The 16,109-nt window shown below is 39.8% G+C and carries 20 protein-coding genes; 5 read left to right on the forward strand and 15 right to left on the reverse strand.

Annotation, left to right across the window (positions count from 1 at the left end; translation table 11 throughout):
- The first annotated feature begins 1 nt into the window (after nucleotide 1).
- The gene (phoR, locus tag CIK86_RS01100) at nucleotides 2–1,333 is read left to right on the forward strand and encodes a phosphate regulon sensor histidine kinase PhoR (protein ID WP_086998026.1); all 1,332 of its coding nucleotides are present in this window, start codon (nucleotides 2–4) and stop codon (nucleotides 1,331–1,333) included.
- 90 nt (nucleotides 1,334–1,423) lie between these two features.
- Complete coding sequence (locus CIK86_RS01105) at nucleotides 1,424–2,392, forward strand: phosphate ABC transporter substrate-binding protein PstS family protein (protein ID WP_086998029.1); 969 nt, start codon at nucleotides 1,424–1,426, stop codon at nucleotides 2,390–2,392.
- Between the two features lie 78 nt (nucleotides 2,393–2,470).
- Here the strand turns inward: CIK86_RS01105 and CIK86_RS01110 are convergent, their stop codons facing one another.
- The 8 genes from CIK86_RS01110 to sfsA all read right to left on the reverse strand — a co-directional run bounded on the left by CIK86_RS01110 (nucleotide 2,471) and on the right by sfsA (nucleotide 8,905).
- The gene (locus CIK86_RS01110) at nucleotides 2,471–2,707 is read right to left on the reverse strand and encodes a hypothetical protein (RefSeq protein WP_011327299.1); all 237 of its coding nucleotides are present in this window, start codon (nucleotides 2,705–2,707) and stop codon (nucleotides 2,471–2,473) included.
- A gap of 30 nt (nucleotides 2,708–2,737) precedes the next feature.
- A complete protein-coding gene (gene panC / locus CIK86_RS01115; protein WP_011327300.1) occupies nucleotides 2,738–3,586 on the reverse strand; it encodes a pantoate--beta-alanine ligase in 849 nt (282 codons plus the stop codon).
- Nucleotides 3,586–4,380 (reverse strand): 3-methyl-2-oxobutanoate hydroxymethyltransferase, encoded by a 795-nt coding sequence (gene panB / locus CIK86_RS01120; RefSeq protein WP_086998032.1) that lies wholly within the window; start codon nucleotides 4,378–4,380, stop codon nucleotides 3,586–3,588. The genes panC and panB overlap by 1 nt, the downstream gene beginning before the upstream one ends.
- A gap of 30 nt (nucleotides 4,381–4,410) precedes the next feature.
- A complete protein-coding gene (gene folK / locus CIK86_RS01125) occupies nucleotides 4,411–4,896 on the reverse strand; it encodes a 2-amino-4-hydroxy-6-hydroxymethyldihydropteridine diphosphokinase (RefSeq protein ID WP_011327302.1) in 486 nt (161 codons plus the stop codon).
- 5 nt (nucleotides 4,897–4,901) lie between these two features.
- Complete coding sequence (pcnB, locus tag CIK86_RS01130; RefSeq protein ID WP_176359698.1) at nucleotides 4,902–6,323, reverse strand: polynucleotide adenylyltransferase PcnB; 1,422 nt, start codon at nucleotides 6,321–6,323, stop codon at nucleotides 4,902–4,904.
- 193 nt (nucleotides 6,324–6,516) lie between these two features.
- Complete coding sequence (gene gluQRS, locus CIK86_RS01135; protein ID WP_086998037.1) at nucleotides 6,517–7,413, reverse strand: tRNA glutamyl-Q(34) synthetase GluQRS; 897 nt, start codon at nucleotides 7,411–7,413, stop codon at nucleotides 6,517–6,519.
- A gap of 16 nt (nucleotides 7,414–7,429) precedes the next feature.
- Nucleotides 7,430–7,873 carry an RNA polymerase-binding protein DksA gene (gene dksA, locus CIK86_RS01140; protein WP_086998040.1) on the reverse strand — a complete coding sequence of 148 codons (444 nt, stop codon included), beginning with the start codon at nucleotides 7,871–7,873 and terminating at the stop codon, nucleotides 7,430–7,432.
- A gap of 315 nt (nucleotides 7,874–8,188) precedes the next feature.
- Nucleotides 8,189–8,905: a DNA/RNA nuclease SfsA gene (gene sfsA / locus CIK86_RS01145; protein WP_086998044.1), complete on the reverse strand. Its 717-nt coding sequence runs from the start codon at nucleotides 8,903–8,905 to the stop codon at nucleotides 8,189–8,191.
- A gap of 104 nt (nucleotides 8,906–9,009) precedes the next feature.
- Between sfsA and pepB the strand changes: the two genes are divergently transcribed.
- Both pepB and CIK86_RS01155 read left to right on the forward strand, forming a co-directional pair.
- Nucleotides 9,010–10,305: an aminopeptidase PepB gene (gene pepB, locus CIK86_RS01150; protein WP_086998047.1), complete on the forward strand. Its 1,296-nt coding sequence runs from the start codon at nucleotides 9,010–9,012 to the stop codon at nucleotides 10,303–10,305.
- A 186-nt stretch (nucleotides 10,306–10,491) separates the two neighbouring features.
- Entirely contained in the window at nucleotides 10,492–11,058 is a 567-nt protein-coding gene (locus CIK86_RS01155; protein WP_011327308.1) for a phosphoribosyltransferase family protein, read from the forward strand.
- 88 nt (nucleotides 11,059–11,146) lie between these two features.
- On the opposite strand, the gene CIK86_RS01160 is transcribed toward CIK86_RS01155, so the two are convergent.
- Nucleotides 11,147–11,803, reverse strand: a complete 657-nt coding sequence (locus CIK86_RS01160) for a cyclic nucleotide-binding domain-containing protein (protein WP_086998051.1) — start codon at nucleotides 11,801–11,803, stop codon at nucleotides 11,147–11,149.
- 270 nt (nucleotides 11,804–12,073) lie between these two features.
- Here CIK86_RS01160 and CIK86_RS01165 point away from each other — a divergent pair, with 270 nt between their 5' ends.
- On the forward strand, nucleotides 12,074–12,310 hold the full coding sequence (locus tag CIK86_RS01165; protein WP_058372650.1) for a YgjV family protein: 237 nt from the start codon (nucleotides 12,074–12,076) through the stop codon (nucleotides 12,308–12,310).
- Between the two features lie 24 nt (nucleotides 12,311–12,334).
- On the opposite strand, the gene CIK86_RS01170 is transcribed toward CIK86_RS01165, so the two are convergent.
- From CIK86_RS01170 to CIK86_RS01195, 6 genes are all read right to left on the reverse strand, one after another.
- Nucleotides 12,335–13,003, reverse strand: coding sequence for a FlgO family outer membrane protein (locus CIK86_RS01170; RefSeq protein ID WP_086998054.1), 669 nt, complete (start codon nucleotides 13,001–13,003; stop codon nucleotides 12,335–12,337).
- Nucleotides 13,004–13,117: 114 nt separating this feature from the next.
- A complete protein-coding gene (locus CIK86_RS01175; RefSeq protein WP_086998057.1) occupies nucleotides 13,118–14,791 on the reverse strand; it encodes an amidohydrolase in 1,674 nt (557 codons plus the stop codon).
- Nucleotides 14,792–14,914: 123 nt separating this feature from the next.
- The gene (locus CIK86_RS01180; RefSeq protein WP_011327313.1) at nucleotides 14,915–15,151 is read right to left on the reverse strand and encodes an EF-hand domain-containing protein; all 237 of its coding nucleotides are present in this window, start codon (nucleotides 15,149–15,151) and stop codon (nucleotides 14,915–14,917) included.
- A gap of 7 nt (nucleotides 15,152–15,158) precedes the next feature.
- Nucleotides 15,159–15,395, reverse strand: coding sequence for a calcium dependent protein (locus CIK86_RS01185; protein ID WP_086998061.1), 237 nt, complete (start codon nucleotides 15,393–15,395; stop codon nucleotides 15,159–15,161).
- A 155-nt stretch (nucleotides 15,396–15,550) separates the two neighbouring features.
- Entirely contained in the window at nucleotides 15,551–15,778 is a 228-nt protein-coding gene (locus CIK86_RS01190; RefSeq protein WP_058372653.1) for a hypothetical protein, read from the reverse strand.
- Nucleotides 15,779–15,805: 27 nt separating this feature from the next.
- Complete coding sequence (locus tag CIK86_RS01195; RefSeq protein ID WP_011327316.1) at nucleotides 15,806–16,039, reverse strand: EF-hand domain-containing protein; 234 nt, start codon at nucleotides 16,037–16,039, stop codon at nucleotides 15,806–15,808.
- Nucleotides 16,040–16,109: the final 70 nt, after the last annotated feature.

Here is a 16,109-nt window from a genome sequence, read left to right on the forward strand (position 1 = left end):
TATGTATAGAGTTATTAATAAACGCACCTTAGTTAAACGGCTGTTTATCTATTTTATACCTTTACTGCTAATAGGGCTGTTAGTAGGTGCCCCTTTTTTATTGTTATTTTTAGGCTCATTTTCGCTGCTTATTTGGCACTATTACCAACTTTATCGTTTAAGTGATTGGTTACTTAATCAACAAAGCTTTAACCCGCCCGAAGGAGAGGGCGCATGGGAGCAGGTATTCGAAGGTATTTACCAGCTGCAACATCGTAATCGTAAAAAGCGTAATGAACTATCGGCATTAATTCATCGCTTTCGTGATGGTGCCGAAGCCATTCCTGATGCGGTGATAGTGCTGCAAAATGATTTAAGCATTTATTGGTGCAATCAACTGGCATTAAAAGTATTAGGATTGCAGTGGCCTACAGATCAAGGACAGCGGCTTGATAACTTAATTCGTGAGCCTAAATTTGCTAAGTATATGCACCGCGGCCAATTTACTGAGCCACTGGAGCTTGAAAGTGGTCATAACATAGAGCAAATACTTGAGTTTAGAGTTATGCCCTATGCCAGCACACAGTTAATGGTAGTAGTACGCGATGTAACCCGCTTAAAGCAACTAGAACAAATGCGCAAAGACTTTGTTGCCAATGTATCGCATGAACTGCGAACCCCGCTCACGGTGGTTACAGGCTATCTTGAGATGATGGATAGCGACATGATGCCACCGCCCGCAATGTGGAATAAAGCCCAAAATACTATGCTTGAGCAATGCAAACGCATGGACAGTTTAGTTACTCAGCTGCTATCACTATCACGTATAGAAGGTGCGCGTAAGCAAAATAAGGATAAAGCGGTTAATGTACCCTTACTACTTAACTATATTCAAACAGAAGCGAACTCAATTAATCAGCAAAAAAAGCATCAGCTTATTTTTAATATTGATACTTCCTTAGATATTAGCGGATCAGCAGATGAACTGCGCAGTGCATTCTCTAATTTAGTTTTTAACGCCATTCATTACACTAAACCAGGCGGGAAAATAACAATATGTTGGCAGCGTCAAAACGATCGAGCTTGCTTTAGCGTAACCGATAATGGTGATGGTATTGCGCCTGAGCATATAAATCGTTTAACGGAGCGTTTTTACCGGGTAGATAAAGCGCGCAGTCGCACTACAGGTGGTTCAGGCCTTGGGCTCGCAATTACCAAGCACGTATTAACTCGCCACAATAGCCAGTTAAATATTAGTAGTGTTTTGGGTCAAGGTTCGTGTTTTTCTTTTGATTTTTCAAGTAATAAAATAGTACCTATGAGCAGCACAGTACAAACAAGTGGCAAGTCATAAAAGTGTCATTTAAGGGTAATATCACTGTCATCTACACAATTTACAGTGAACACAGTTAAAAAATGGGACGAACAAATTGGAGAACCCCACATGAAATTTAAAAACTTAGTTGCCGCAATGGGTGTGGCTGTTACAACGTTTGTATCTGCACAAGCAGTCGCTTTGGATAACGCACTACCTGAGTATCAAAAAATTAGTGGTGTTTCAGGGAACTTTTCATCGGTAGGTTCAGACACATTAGCGAACATGATGACATTTTGGGCTGAAGAATATAAACGTATTTATCCAAATATAAATATTCAAATACAAGCAGCTGGCTCATCAACTGCGCCACCGGCATTAACCGAAGGCACAGCAAATTTAGGGCCAATGAGCCGTAAAATGAAATCAAAAGAAGTTGAAGCATTCGAAAAACGCTATGGTTATAAACCCACAGAAGTACGGGTTGCCATCGATGCACTTGCGGTATTTGTACACAAAGACAACCCTATAGAAGGGCTACGTATTGATGAAATAGATGCTATTTTTTCATCTACTCGTAAGTGCGGTGCAACGCAGCAAGTTAACCGCTGGAGTGACGTAGGTTTAACTGGAGAATGGGCTGCTAAAGATATTCAATTGTATGGGCGTAACTCGGTATCAGGCACTTATGGTTACTTTAAAAAGAAAGCACTGTGTAAAGGCGACTTTCGTAATAACGTAAATGAGCAACCGGGTTCAGCATCTGTAGTGCAGTCTATTTCATCTTCATTGAACGCGATTGGCTACTCAGGAATTGGCTATAAAACCTCTGGTGTACGCACAGTTCCACTGGCCAAAAAAGGCAGCCACTTTGTTGATGCAACGCTTGAAAATGTAGCACAAGGTAAGTATCCGCTGTCGCGCTTTTTATACCTTTACGTGAACAAGCACCCGAATAAACCATTAGCACCAATTGAAGCTGAATTTTTAAAAATGGTATTGTCGAAAGATGGGCAAAAAATTGTAGAAAAAGACGGTTATGTACCGCTTTCAGCCAAATTGGCTGAAGTTGAGCTTAAAAAGTTAGGCTTAAATTAAGTCACTAAATTATACGCAATAAAAAACCGCTCATTGAGCGGTTTTTTTATATTTACTGTTCAGGTACAAGCCTAATACTTATATGTTACCTAAGTTTTCGGCTTGTGCTTTACACTGATTATAGCTCTCAACACACTTAGCTGAGCATACTTGCTGCTTTAAACCTTCGCCAGTTGATTGTTGCTCACAACTACTTTCGCATTGATAGTTTTGTTGTGCACATTGATTTAACTCTGGATTTCCAGCGTTATTCTGACAACCTGCTAATAGCATAAATGTAAGGGCTACTGCGCTCATTTTTATTAAAGTATGCATGCTTATCCTTAAATGAAAGTCGCGGTTATATTAAACTTCAACCTGAAGGTTATCGATTAATCTAACACTGCCTAAATAGGCCGCGGCTAAAATAACAAATTTGTTATCATCGAGTGTAGCAGCTTTTAACGTATCTCGTTGAGCTATCGAAAAATAGTCTGGTTTTAATCCAGCTTGCTGTAAACTTTGTTTGGCTGTTTCTTCCAGCGTAGCAAAGTCTGTATTACCACTTTTAAGTTGCTCAGCGCAGTTATTAAGCACTTTAAAAAGTGCGGTGGCACTGTCTTTTTGCTCATTCGATAAGTAACCATTACGCGAACTCATAGCAAGCCCAGAGACTTCACGCATAGTTGATACACCAATAACTTCAACCGGAATCGATAAGTCGCGAGCCATAGTTTTAATTACTTGTAGCTGCTGAAAGTCTTTTTCGCCAAAACAAGCGTAATCTGGCTGCACTAAATTAAAGAGTTTAGTAACAACTGTTGCCACACCTCTAAAGTGCCCTGGGCGTGAACCACCACAATAACCTAATGAAATATCAGGTACATCTACAAAGCTTTGTGCAGCTAAACCATTAGGATAAATAGTCTCTACACTTGGCGTAAATACAATATCAGTTTCAAGGTCGGCTAAGCCACGCTTGTCCTCATCAAGGGTACGAGGGTAATTGTCTAAGTCTTCATTAGCGCCAAATTGCATAGGGTTAACAAAAATGCTTACTACGACTTTATCGGCCATCATTTTTGCTTTTTCGACTAACGAAAAGTGGCCTAAGTGCAAGTTGCCCATAGTGGGTACTAGGGCAATGCTTAATCCGGCTTGGCGCCATGCTTTAATTTGGCTACGTAATGATTTAATTTCAGTAATTGACTGCATTATTTAAACTCGTGTTCGGCACTTGGAAAGGCACCGCTTTTTACATCGGTACAATACTTTTTAACAGCTTCAGGCATATTGCCTGTTTCGAGTAAAAAGTTTTTCGAAAATTTAGGAATAAACCCAGCAGAAATACCTACTAAGTCGTGCATTACTAATATTTGACCATCGGTAGTATTACCCGCGCCAATGCCAATAGTAGGAATAGTTAATGCGTCGGTAACGCGTTTTGCCAGTGCGCTTGGAATACATTCCAGTACTAATAATTGTGCGCCAGCCACTTCAAGGGCTTTTGCATCGGCAATTATTTTTAGTGCTTGCTCTTCTGCACGCCCTTGTACTTTAAAACCACCAAACACATGTACCGACTGCGGCGTTAGGCCTAAATGACCACACACAGGAATACCTTGTTGAGTTAGGGCTTCAATGCTCTCAAAAAGCCATTCACCCCCTTCTAACTTAACCATGTTAGCACCAGCACGCATTAGCTCAGCGGCATTTTTACAGGTGTCATTGGGGCTCGAATAAGTCATAAACGGCATATCAGCAATTACAAACAGCTCACGGCTACCCGCACGTACGCAACGAGTGTGATAGGCAATATCTTGATTAGTTACGCCAAGTGTATCGTCGCCGCCTTGTAATACCATACCCAAAGAGTCGCCAACTAAAATAACTTCAACGCCGTTATCATGAAATAACTTAGCAAAACTGGCATCATAAGCTGTTAAAGCAGTAATTTTATATTTTTCTGCTTTCATTTTATTTAAAGTTGAAACTGTTATTTTAGACATAATTTTCTCACCGGCATAAGCCTTAGTTAATTACTGTGGTAATTGTTGTAAATTGTTAAGCGGTAATGTATTTGCAATAGTGTGTAGTGCAATGCCGCTGGGTAAAATAAGTTTTGGCGCAAGTTCTAGCAGTGGATACACAACAAACTCACGTTCAGTTAAACCATAATGAGGCACTATAAGGCGCTCGGTATTAATTGTTTGTGCGTCAAACAATAACATATCTATATCTAAAGTACGTGGCCCCCAACGCTCGGCTTTTCTAACACGGCCATGCTCAAGCTCAATTGCTTGGGTTAAATCAAGCAGCTTTTCAGGGCTAAGCGTAGTGTTTATGCAGGCAACGGCGTTAATATAGTCAGGTTGGTCTTGTGGGCCCATGGGCTTACTCGCATAGTAATGCGAAACACTTATAAATTCACAATCTGGCAGCTTTTTAAGCGCGGCAATAGCGTTATCAAGCTGCTTTTTTGGTGAGTTTAAATTGGCACCCAAACCTAAATAAACACAGTGCATAGAAGTTACTCTGTTGGCTTTTTAGGTGTACGACGGCGAGCGCGTCTGCGTGGTTTTGGCCCCGCAGGCTGACCCAAGGTTCTTACCATTTCTTTTTGGCCATTAATATCTAGGCTCAAATATTGTGTCCACCACTGAGCTAGCTCGCTATGTTGTGTTTCGCCTGCCTCCACACGCATTAATAAAAAGTCGTATGCGGCTTTAAAGCGAGGTTGCTGCGTTAATCTGTATGCACGTTGGCCGGCACGTTTATCTAAACGATGCTGTATATGCCAAATGTCGCGTGCGCCTAAAGTAAAGCGTTTAGGAACAGCTATGTGCTGGGCGTTATCGCTAAGTACACTATTAATTGCTTGCGAAAATGCATCGTATTCAGAGAGCTGCTCTTCATTTTGTACTGTTTTAGTGCGCTCTAATAGCGGAAACCAAAGTAGCGCAGCAAATACATACGCAGGGGTTACTTTTTTATCTGCGTTAATACGATCGTCTGTATTTTTAAACATGTTTTCAATAAAAGTGGCTTCAAGCCCGCCAGGATTATTATCTAAAATACGGTTTAGCTCTGGAAACAGTGAGTTAAATAGGCCGTATTTGCGCAGCATTAAGTAGTTAGCTTGTGCTTTGCCGTTTAAAAACAGTTTGAGTATTTCTTCAAACAAACGCGCTGGTGGTATGTTATCTAGCAAACTTGCTAAAGCAGTCATCGGCTTTTCGCTGTTTGATGCAATTTTCATATCTAGCTTAGTGGCAAAGCGTACCGCACGTAGCATGCGCACCGGATCTTCACGGTAACGCGTTTCTGGATCGCCAATCAGCTCAATTTGTTTGGCTTTTATTGCGGCTAAACCATTGGCGTAATCGTAAATACAAAAATCGTTAATTGAGTAATAAAGTGCATTGATTGAAAAGTCACGGCGTTCTGCGTCTTCCTCAATGCTGCCAAATACGTTGTCGCGTAGCAATTGCCCTTGCTCACTCGATTGGCTTATTTGGTTTTTGTCCTCTGGTGCTTCGTGGTGCCCGCGCATGGTGGCTACTTCTATTATTTCACGACCAAATACAATGTGAGCTAAACGAAAGCGGCGGCCAATTAAGCGACAGTTTCTAAATAACTTTTTAACTTGTTCTGGCGTGGCATTTGTTACCACGTCAAAATCTTTTGGTTGTTGACCTAACAATACATCGCGAATACAACCACCAACTAGGTAGGCGTCAAAACCACCGTCTTTTAAACGGTATAAAACTTTGATTGCATTTGGGCTAAATTGTTTACGAGAAATACCATGTTCACCTCGTGAGATCACTAGCGGTTCGCTGCTTATTGCCGTGTTTTCGGCACTGGCATTTGGGCCGATTATTTGTCGACAAAATTGAAAAAGCTTGGAAATAATAGTCTGTCTCCTAGAGGGTGTTGATTGACTTGCCATTGCAATCAAAATTACAGCAAATGTAGGTGTTATAACCTATTACTGGCTGATTAATGTAAATAGCATATATTTAGGCGGCTATCATATACCAGCAAGGTTTAAAAATTAAGTTGCTGCACTGAAATTAAGCCATTTTTAGCGATTTTTATTTACTTAAAGGTCTAAATTATTGCGCGCGGGGAGTTGTGGGCTGCTAAATTTGAATTTCAGCAAGGTTTGGCACTTGGTTTAAGCTAAAGTTATTTACCCCCCATGCAAGTAGTTGCTCAATATTTAAGTCCATAAGCTGATTATGTACTGCTAGGCCTAAAAACGCGAACACATCGATAAGTACCGGTTTAGGGTTTTGCTTACAAATTGCTGGCGCATAATTTTGTTTTGAGAGCTTAAATCCGGGCTTTGCAACCGCTAAGGGTAAATGAGCAAATTGGGGTACTGGGCTATTAAGTTGTTTAAACAAACTGATCTGACGAACGGTAGGCTCAATTAGGTCGGCTCCTCTAACAATGCGCGTGATCCCTTGGTCTATATCGTCAATTACCACGACAAGCTGGTAGGCAAATAAACCATCGCTGCGCTTTATTATGTAATCTTCAGCAGCAAAGGCGTTATTAACGTTTATGTCGCCTTGAATTAAATCGTTAAATTGGTTGGTGGCAAAGCTTTGGCTAAGGCGCAGGGCATTGTGGGTTATATCTTGGTGCAGGTTTTTACAATGACCTTGGTAAATTCCGCCAATAGCTTTAATTTGTTTGCGCGAGCAACTACAGGCATAAACAAGGTTTTTATTGTGTAAAGAGTTAACAACATCTTGGTATAAATCTAAACGTTGTGTTTGATAAACGACGTTTTCATCCCAGTGCAGAGAATAGGCTTGTAAGGTATTTAGAATGTCGGTGTCGGCGCCTTTTACAACGCGAGTGGTGTCTATATCTTCGATGCGAACTAACCATTTTCCTTGGTTAGCTTTAGCATCAAGATAGCTACCTACAGCCGCTACTAATGAGCCAAAATGTAATGGCCCAGAAGGAGACGGTGCAAAGCGACCGCAGTATTTACGCGTTGGCGTAATAACGGCTGTAGTAAACATAACTAATATAAGTTAATTAGCCACGTCCAGATTGCTTTTCTTTAATTTCTGCAAGTGTTTTACAGTCTACGCATAAATCAGCAGTCGGGCGCGCTTCTAAGCGGCGAATACCAATTTCGATTCCACAAGACTCACAAAAACCAAAATCATCTTCTTTAATTAAGTTGATTGTTTTTTCAATTTTTTTGATCAGTTTGCGTTCGCGGTCACGAGTACGAAGTTCTAAAGAGAACTCTTCTTCTTGCGCAGCACGGTCAACTGGATCAGGAAAGTTAGCAGCTTCATCTTGCATATACGATTTAGTACGATCAACTTCGTTGCGTAAATCGTTACGCCAAGTTTCTAAAATTGTTTTAAAATGAAGACGTTGTGCTTCATTCATATACTCTTCACCAGGCTTTTCTTGGTATGGTTCTAAACCGGCTTGAGCCAATAATCCTAATCTATTTTGGTTTGGCATAACTCTCTCCTAAATCCTTAATTTAATGCCTCAGCATTAGCCGGCGGTATAAATAACAGAATCTTATACCCTAGGCAAATTTATTTTTAATTAATCTAATTAGCTGTAACCACGTTTATTGATTTAAAAGTATGATAAGTAATATTTGTACTTTTTTTAATCGCATTATCGGTTTCTAAACTTGCCTATATATGTGGGCTAAAAGTTAAAAAACAAGCTGTTACTTAAAGTTTACTTTATATATTTAGCCCATTACCGCTGCTTTATATTTGTATTTACCAAAACCTAATTACAACACTTTGTATTAAATGATGATTATATAAAAGGGAGCTTTTCTTTTAAGATAATTTCGTTGGTAGAAATATCTGCTTTATATGCTAATACCTCAACGCCTTGGTTAATTGCCTCATTTAGTAACTGTGCATATTTATTGTCTATATGAGCAGCAGCGCTTACCAGATTTATTCCCTGGTGCAGTACAGCAAAAAGTAATACTGCACGATGACCTTGCTCCACCATCTCTATTAATTCGCGAATATGTTTTTGCCCGCGCAGAGTTGGTGCATCAGGAAAGTAGCCTTGGCCACTGCGGGGGTTATCTTGGCTTAAGAGCGTTACCGATTTAACTTCAACGTAGCAATTAGGACGCTCATCGCTGGTTAGTAAAAAGTCGATACGGCTGTTTTCGTTGCCATATTTAACTTCGCTTTGTAATTGTTCATAATTGTTAAGCTCACTAATAATATTGGCATTTATAGCTTCAGCAACCACTTTATTTGCTACTGCGGTATTAACGCAAATAAGTTGCGATAAGCTATTTTGGGTGAGCTCTAACGATTGCGGATATTTGCGTTTGCTATTAGTACTGGTGGAGTAAAAAGCATTAAAACCGGGTTCAGCGCAGCCAGTCATTTTACCTGTATTGGCACAATGGGCGGTAAACTCTGAGCCATCACTGAGCTGTAAATCAGCTAAAAAACGTTTATAGCGTTTTAATAAGGTGGCTGATTGCAGGGCAGGTTGGTACTTCATAATAACTTCCGTAGCGTAATTTATGTTATTTATCTCAAGCTGTTGGGAACTCAAGCGCTCTATAGTAAACTCGGTGGCACATTTAAGTGCAAGGATATTCTAACATGAGTGAAAAATTTGTTGTTCAACTAAGCGAGCAGTCAGCACCAAGCCATTGGGGCGAAAACGCGTCGTTATCTTTTAATGAACACGGGGCAACCGTTCATTTATCTGAGCAAGAAACATTAAAAAATGTTCAAAAAGCAGCACGTACTATTGCTACTCAAGGCGTAAAAGCTGTTGAACTAACTGGCGATACTTGGTGTACCGAAAGCCAGTGGGCGTTTTATCAAGGGTTTGTAACCCCTAAATCGTTAAATGGCGTTACCTTTGTTGACAACGCACAGTCAGATATTAAAGAGCTAGGTAACTTAAAAACCTCAGCTATTTGGGCTCGCGAAATGGTTAACGGCACTGCCGATGACATTTATCCAGAAAGCCTTGCTGAAAAAGCCGCTGAATTTATTCAATCGTTAGCGCCTGAGCATGTGAGCTATCAAATTATTAAAGGCGATGCATTATTAGAGCAACAGTGGATCGGTATTCATGCTGTTGGCCGTGGTAGTGTTCGCCCGCCAGTATTACTTGAACTTGACTACAACCCAACAGGCGACGCAAATGCGCCAGTAAGCGCTGCGCTTGTAGGTAAAGGTATAACCTTTGACTCAGGCGGTTACTCAATTAAGTCAAGCGAAGGTATGCTAGGCATGAAGTGCGATATGGGCGGTGCTGCTACAGTAACGGCTGGTTTAGCGCTGGCTATTAATCGCGGTATTGAAAAACGTATTAAGCTGTTTTTATGCTGTGCAGAAAACTTAATTTCTGGCCATGCTTATAAATTAGGTGACATTTTAACGTATAAAAATGGTACTACAGTTGAAATTGTAAATACTGATGCTGAAGGGCGTTTAGTATTAGCTGACGGCTTAATGGCTGCAGGAGAGACTGGTGCGCCATTAATTATTGATGCTGCAACACTAACTGGCGCTGCGCTAGTTGCTGTTGGCCAAGAGTACAATGCTTTGTTTGCACTTGATAAAGAGCTAGTACGTGAAGTTGAAGACTTTGCTTCTCAAGAAATGGAAGCAGCGTGGCCATTACCACTTGAAAAGTGGCATCAGCAAAACTGCCCATCGGCTTATGCCGATACAGCTAACAGCCGTGCGCAAAAAGGCGGTGGTTATGGTGGTGCATCAAATGCGGCTGGTTTCTTATCGCGCTTTGTAGCAAATGATGGCAAAGGCTGGGTGCATATTGACCTAGCAGCTGCATTTAATATGAGCAGTACTAACCAGTGGGCTGCAGGCGCTACCACACAAGGTATGCGTACTGTTGCTCGCACCTTGTTAGAAAAAGCGTAATATTTGCAGAGTTAGTTTATTAAGAAATTATAATGGGCACCGTTTGGTGCCTATTTTTTTGTGCTGCAAACAAGCATTTTGATTTAAATTACGGTAAAATCCCTCGCCTTAGATGTTTGAACGTTTCATTTACAGCTTTAATCTAAGCTGCGCTCAAATGTTGTACTCACCACTGGGATCCTAACTATGTCAGATAAGTGCTATATCACGGCTCAACAATTACTTGAAGATTCATTTCGCGTAGCAGCGCAAGTGTATAATGATGGCTTTCGTCCAGATTTCATTATTGGTATTTGGCGAGGTGGTGCACCCATAGGTATTGCAGTGCAGGAATTTTACGATTACAAAGGCATTGAAACCGACCACATTGCGGTACGTACATCGTCTTATTATGGCATTGGTAAGCAATCTAAAGAAATAAAAGTACATGGTTTACACTACATTGTAGAAAATGCTAATGCAGGTGACTCATTACTCATTGTTGATGATGTGTTTGACTCTGGCCGCAGTATTTTTGCATTAAAAGAAAAGCTTTCAGAGCTAATGCGTTTAAACTTACCGCGCGATATTCGCATTGCATGCCCTTACTACAAGCCTAAAAACTCTAAAGTAGACATGAAGCCAGATTACTATATTCATGAGTCTGAAGAATGGCTAGTGTTTCCGCATGAGTTATCGGGTTTAACACCGGATGAAATTATTGCTGGCAAATCAGACCTAGCAAAAATACATGACATTTTGCTAGAAAAATAATCAACCTGCATAAATAAAAAAAGGCCATTAAGGCCTTTTTTTATGGGTAAAACTTAACGTTTCAACCTATGTAACCTGATGTAATAAATTACAATTGCGCAAAGCTATCTACATATTGGCTTAGGCGCGGTATATCTACTGCTAATAAACCTTGGGTACTTCTTTGTACTAAGCTTTTTTCTACGAGTTCTGTTACAACGCGCCTGTAAGCGCGCTCAGTGGTTGCAAAACGTTCTGCTTCGGCATTTACCGTAGGGTATGCACGCAGCAGTGTAGGGTTGTTGTTTTCGGCTCTTAGTAGGCAGTCTTTAGCTATGTTATAGCTCAGTGGCAGTAATAATTTATCTAGGTTTATTTTTTGATTTTCTTGAAATTTAGCCGCTATAGTTTGTGCTGTGTATAAACTCAGCTCAGGTTTTTCAAGTAATAACGCACGCCAATGCTTCAACTCAATTAAATTATAAGTTACATCGCTAAAGCAAGTTACTGTATAAATGCAGGGGTTATTATTGAGCGCTTCTATTTCACCAATGAGGGTGTTATTGCAATCGAGTTGACCAAGCAGCAGGCGTCGTCCGTTACCTACATCGTAACTAAACGACACAGTTCCGCTGCGCACAAGTACCAACTTAGTTAAAGGTTGGTCTTGTTGTATTAATATTTCTTTTTTTGATTGCTGATAACTACTGCCGGCAAAGGTAAGTAGCTGATCAACAAGATAACTGGAAAAATGGTATTGAAACATCAATCATACTCTTCGGACAATTGTCCTATTTATTGCACCTTAATGGCTATAGCATCAAAGCTCTAAGAAATTATGTTAACTTAATTAACATGTCAGGTGCTACTAATATAATGGGCTGGCACTGTTGGGTTAATTATTTAAGCAGTATAGCTACTGATAACCAACAGAGTTTTAAGCCATTTATAGGTTAACTTTTATTTAGCTGTTACGTTGTTGTACAGATTCAATGTACTAAAGTGCAATGCTAACCTAAAGCCTAGGAGAGAACAATTGAGTTGGGAATATTTAGGTTATATAGCATCTGCTTTACTGGTTGCATCGTTAACAATGACCGACGTGGTAAAGCTGCGTTGGTATAATTTATTTGGCTGTATCGCCTTTACTATTTATGGCTTAGCTATTGGTGCAGTACCCGTTGCGTTTACTAATGGCTTACTTGCGTTTGTAAACGCGTATCATATTATTAAATTATACCGTAATAAACAGCCAGAGACTAAAAAGGATTAGCCTAAACTAATCCTTTTTTGGTTTTTATAAGATTGCGTCAAGCGCTATGCCGTCAACGCGGCGAGTGGGATATAACGACTCAACCACAAAACTAGGCACAAAACCTTTAGCCGAAGACACCACTACTTTTGATTTAGCGCCAATAATACGTGCGTTTACAATAACACCGCGATTAGTATAAGTAAGCGTGCCGGTTAAAGTGTATTCAATATGCGGATAGCCTTTTATTTCTCGACCATTACGACTAAATGAAAAGTCGCCATTTGGGGTTACATGTACAGTACCTGTGTGTTTGTAATCTACAACAGATAATCCAAATTCTTGTAATTCAGTAATAAAGCTCTCAGCTAAATGGTTACCAAAAATATTAGTTGTTTGTAGGTTGTCATCTAAATTTACAAAAGAAGTAATGGCAATAGGGGTATTACTATTTATGTAATTCATATTTTCAATTAGCTTCATGGCTAATTGTTCGGTGTAATTACTAAGTAACTTACTGCTATTTATTGGGCGGTAGTTTTTTTCTGGAAACTGCCAGTTACTCACGCGAGGCGAGTCATTTTGAACATGCCTTGTGTTATGAGAATAGTCATTATGAGGAGCGTGACCATTGTAAACAGGGTGACTAGAACAAGCTGAAAGTGAAAGGGTAAAAAGTGCCGATAAAGTAAGAGATATTTTTTTTGATAACATGTTTTCTTCCTGAAACATAAGGGGATTTTTAAATTACCCCACTTTATCGACACACATTTTGATTACTTTAATTAAATTTTCTCATTAATTTGTTATTTTCAGTTTGTATTCAGCTTATTGTGCAGTTACAGCCTCTTTTTCGTAACGAAGTTTGCCTGCAATCCATGTTTGTAATACGTTTATTTTATATAGCTCATCGACCGGTGCTTTAAAATAATCTTTATCTATTAAAATAAAGTCGGCCCACTTTCCTTGCTCTAAACTACCCACTTTAAACTCTTGATGCGCTGCATAAGCACCGCCTAGGGTAAAAGCACGTAGTGCGTCTTCACGGCTTAATACTTCGCTAGCGCGCCAGCCCTGGGTTGGCTGTTGGTTGTGATCCATACGAGTAATTGTTGCATACAAGCCATCAAAAGGATTTGCCAGTTCTATTGGGTAGTCAGACCCTGCTGCAATCACTGATCCCTGTTTTAAAAAGGTTTGCCATGCATAAGCACCCGCTAATTGCTTTTCGCTTAAGCGTTGCTCTGCCATGTGCATATCAGAGGTGGCATGCACTGGTTGCATTGAAGGGATAATTTTTAATGTTTTAAAGCGCTTAATATCATCAAGCGTTACTATTTGTGCATGCTCCATACGGTTGCGCAGTAAAATTCCGCCGGTTGCTTTAAACACATTTTTATACGCATCTAGTACAACGTGGTTAGCTTTGTCGCCAATTGCATGGGTGTTAGCGCTAAAACCGCTTTTAAAACTAAGCGTAAATAACTCTTCTAGTTTTTGCTGGGTTTCGAGCATTAGGCCATGGTGGTTTTTTCTGTCGGCATAATCCTCAATTAGCGCGGCGCCACGCGAACCTAATGCGCCATCAGCATAAACCTTAACGCTGCGAATAGACATAAAGTCGTTGGCATCTTGGTATCGACCTGCTTTTAACATGGTTTTTAAATCAGGACTCGCGCCGCTGAGCATAGCCACAATACGCAGCGGTAAATTACCTAGCTCACCGCGTTCTTTATATAATTCCCAAGTGGTTTTATCTATACCCGCATCATGGGTTGAGGTAATCCCTAAACTTAATAAGTGATTACCGGCAGCATCTAAAGAGTCACTAATGGTTTGTTTTGATGGTTTTGGCATAAATTGTTTAATTAACGATTCTGCTTTATCTACAAATATACCAGTAGGATTGCCAAATTCGTCTTTGATAATTTCGCCGCCTTCTGGCGATTGGGTGTTTGCAGTAATACCCGCAAGCTCTAGGGCTTTACTATTTACCCAAATAGCGTGGCCATCAATTCTCGACAGTATAATAGGGCGATCGCTCACTACTTTGTCTAAATCGGCAGCGGTAGGAAACTGCTTTTTTTGCCACAGTTCTTGATTCCAGCCACGGCCAATAATCCAACCTTGTTTGTTATTTGCAAATACTTTGAGTTTATTAGTAACTTCATCAATAGAAAGCGCACCGCGTAAATCTAATTGAGACAGGTTATTGCCTAAACCAATAATGTGGCCGTGTGCGTCAATTAAACCCGGTAAAAGGGTATTGCCATGGGCGTCAATAAGCTTGGCATCAGGAAAGTTATTTTTTAGCGTATCGCCGCCAAGTTTAACTACTTTACCGTTTTTTATAACTAAAGTAGAGAATTGCTGAACTTCACCTTTGTACAAAGGTGTGTAGCCGTTGGCGTTGTAAATAACTTTAGTTTGCGCAACCGCAAGGCTTGAGCCTGCGCAAAGGCAAGCGAGTAGCAAAGGTTTGATTATTTTTTTGAGTGGCATAGTGAGCTTATTTTTATTGTTAATGGCTTTAACATAACAAACTCACTTTTATAATACCAACCACTTGAGGTGGTTGGATTGTTATTTGTGCAGAGTAAGCCAGTTAATTTATTGGTAAATTAATTACTGACTTGCATAAAGTGTAAATTCGCTTAAAGAAAGGTGGCCGTCTTTGTCTTTATCGTAACTTGCAAAACGAGACCATAGGGCAGGGTCACTGGCTGTTTCTGCTCGGCTTAATAAGCCGTTTTGGTTACGATCAAATTTTTCAAATTGCTTGGCAATGTTATTGCTGCTGGCAAAGCTTGGTGTGCTACAAATACTAAGCGCAACGAGCGCTATATAGCTTATATTTTTCATAAATTACTCAGTAGAGGTTATTCGTAAGATAATTTTTAAATTCAACCAATGAAATTTTATTATCTTGGTTTTTATCCCATTTGCTAAAGTTGTTTAGTAAGTGCGGTTGAGTCTCAAGCTCATGGTGAATTAAATAGCCGCTTTGATCTGTATCAAGGTGATCAAAACGTTGCTTTACATCAAGTGCTAATGAATTAAAGCTTAGTAATAATAAGCAACTAACTAAACAAGCGCGTATCTTCATGGTGCTCCTTCGCAAAGCTCATTTTAATGTCATTCGGAATAAAATAAAGTACTTGCCATAATTTAACGCCCAACATTAAATCCATTTACACACTCCCTCAGGGGTTATAGCAAATACTTTTAGTTAATTTTACAAGGCTAAACTTGAATTTAAACTTAAGGCTTAAACGCCTCAAACTCTTTTTTAGAGATCATTTCATCGTTATTTACATCTAAATCAGAAAACTGTTTCATTACTTCTTTATCTTTTTTGGCTTCGGTAATAGATATTTTTCCATCCATATTTTTATCTAAAAAAGCAAAACGAGCATTAAACGATGAAGCCAGGGCAGTAGCACTAATAACTAAGAACAGTAACGAAAATGCGGCTATAAGCTGTTTCATAAAAAACTCCTTTGGTTACTAGGTTAGTTACTTAATAAACTGTTTAAACTCATCTAGCGACAGCTGACCATTTTGATCAGTATCTATTTGTGAAAAGTTTTCATGAAGTACGGCGTCCTCACCAGCTTCAGCTTCGCTGAGAGTACCGTTACTGTCTTTATCAAGTTCATTAAAAGTAGCTTGTACATCCATTGCCAGCGCGTTAGCGCTCAAAAAGCCTAGCGCAACGATTGGCATAATAATTAAAAAGCGATTACTCATGGTCATTTCCTTATAAGATAAACTTAAATTAACTATTACAAAAACGATGCCAATTATTTTTATCTTTTAA

The sequence above is a fragment of the Pseudoalteromonas sp. JB197 genome (assembly GCF_002332205.1).
In the GTDB taxonomy this organism is placed as follows: domain Bacteria; phylum Pseudomonadota; class Gammaproteobacteria; order Enterobacterales; family Alteromonadaceae; genus Pseudoalteromonas; species Pseudoalteromonas nigrifaciens.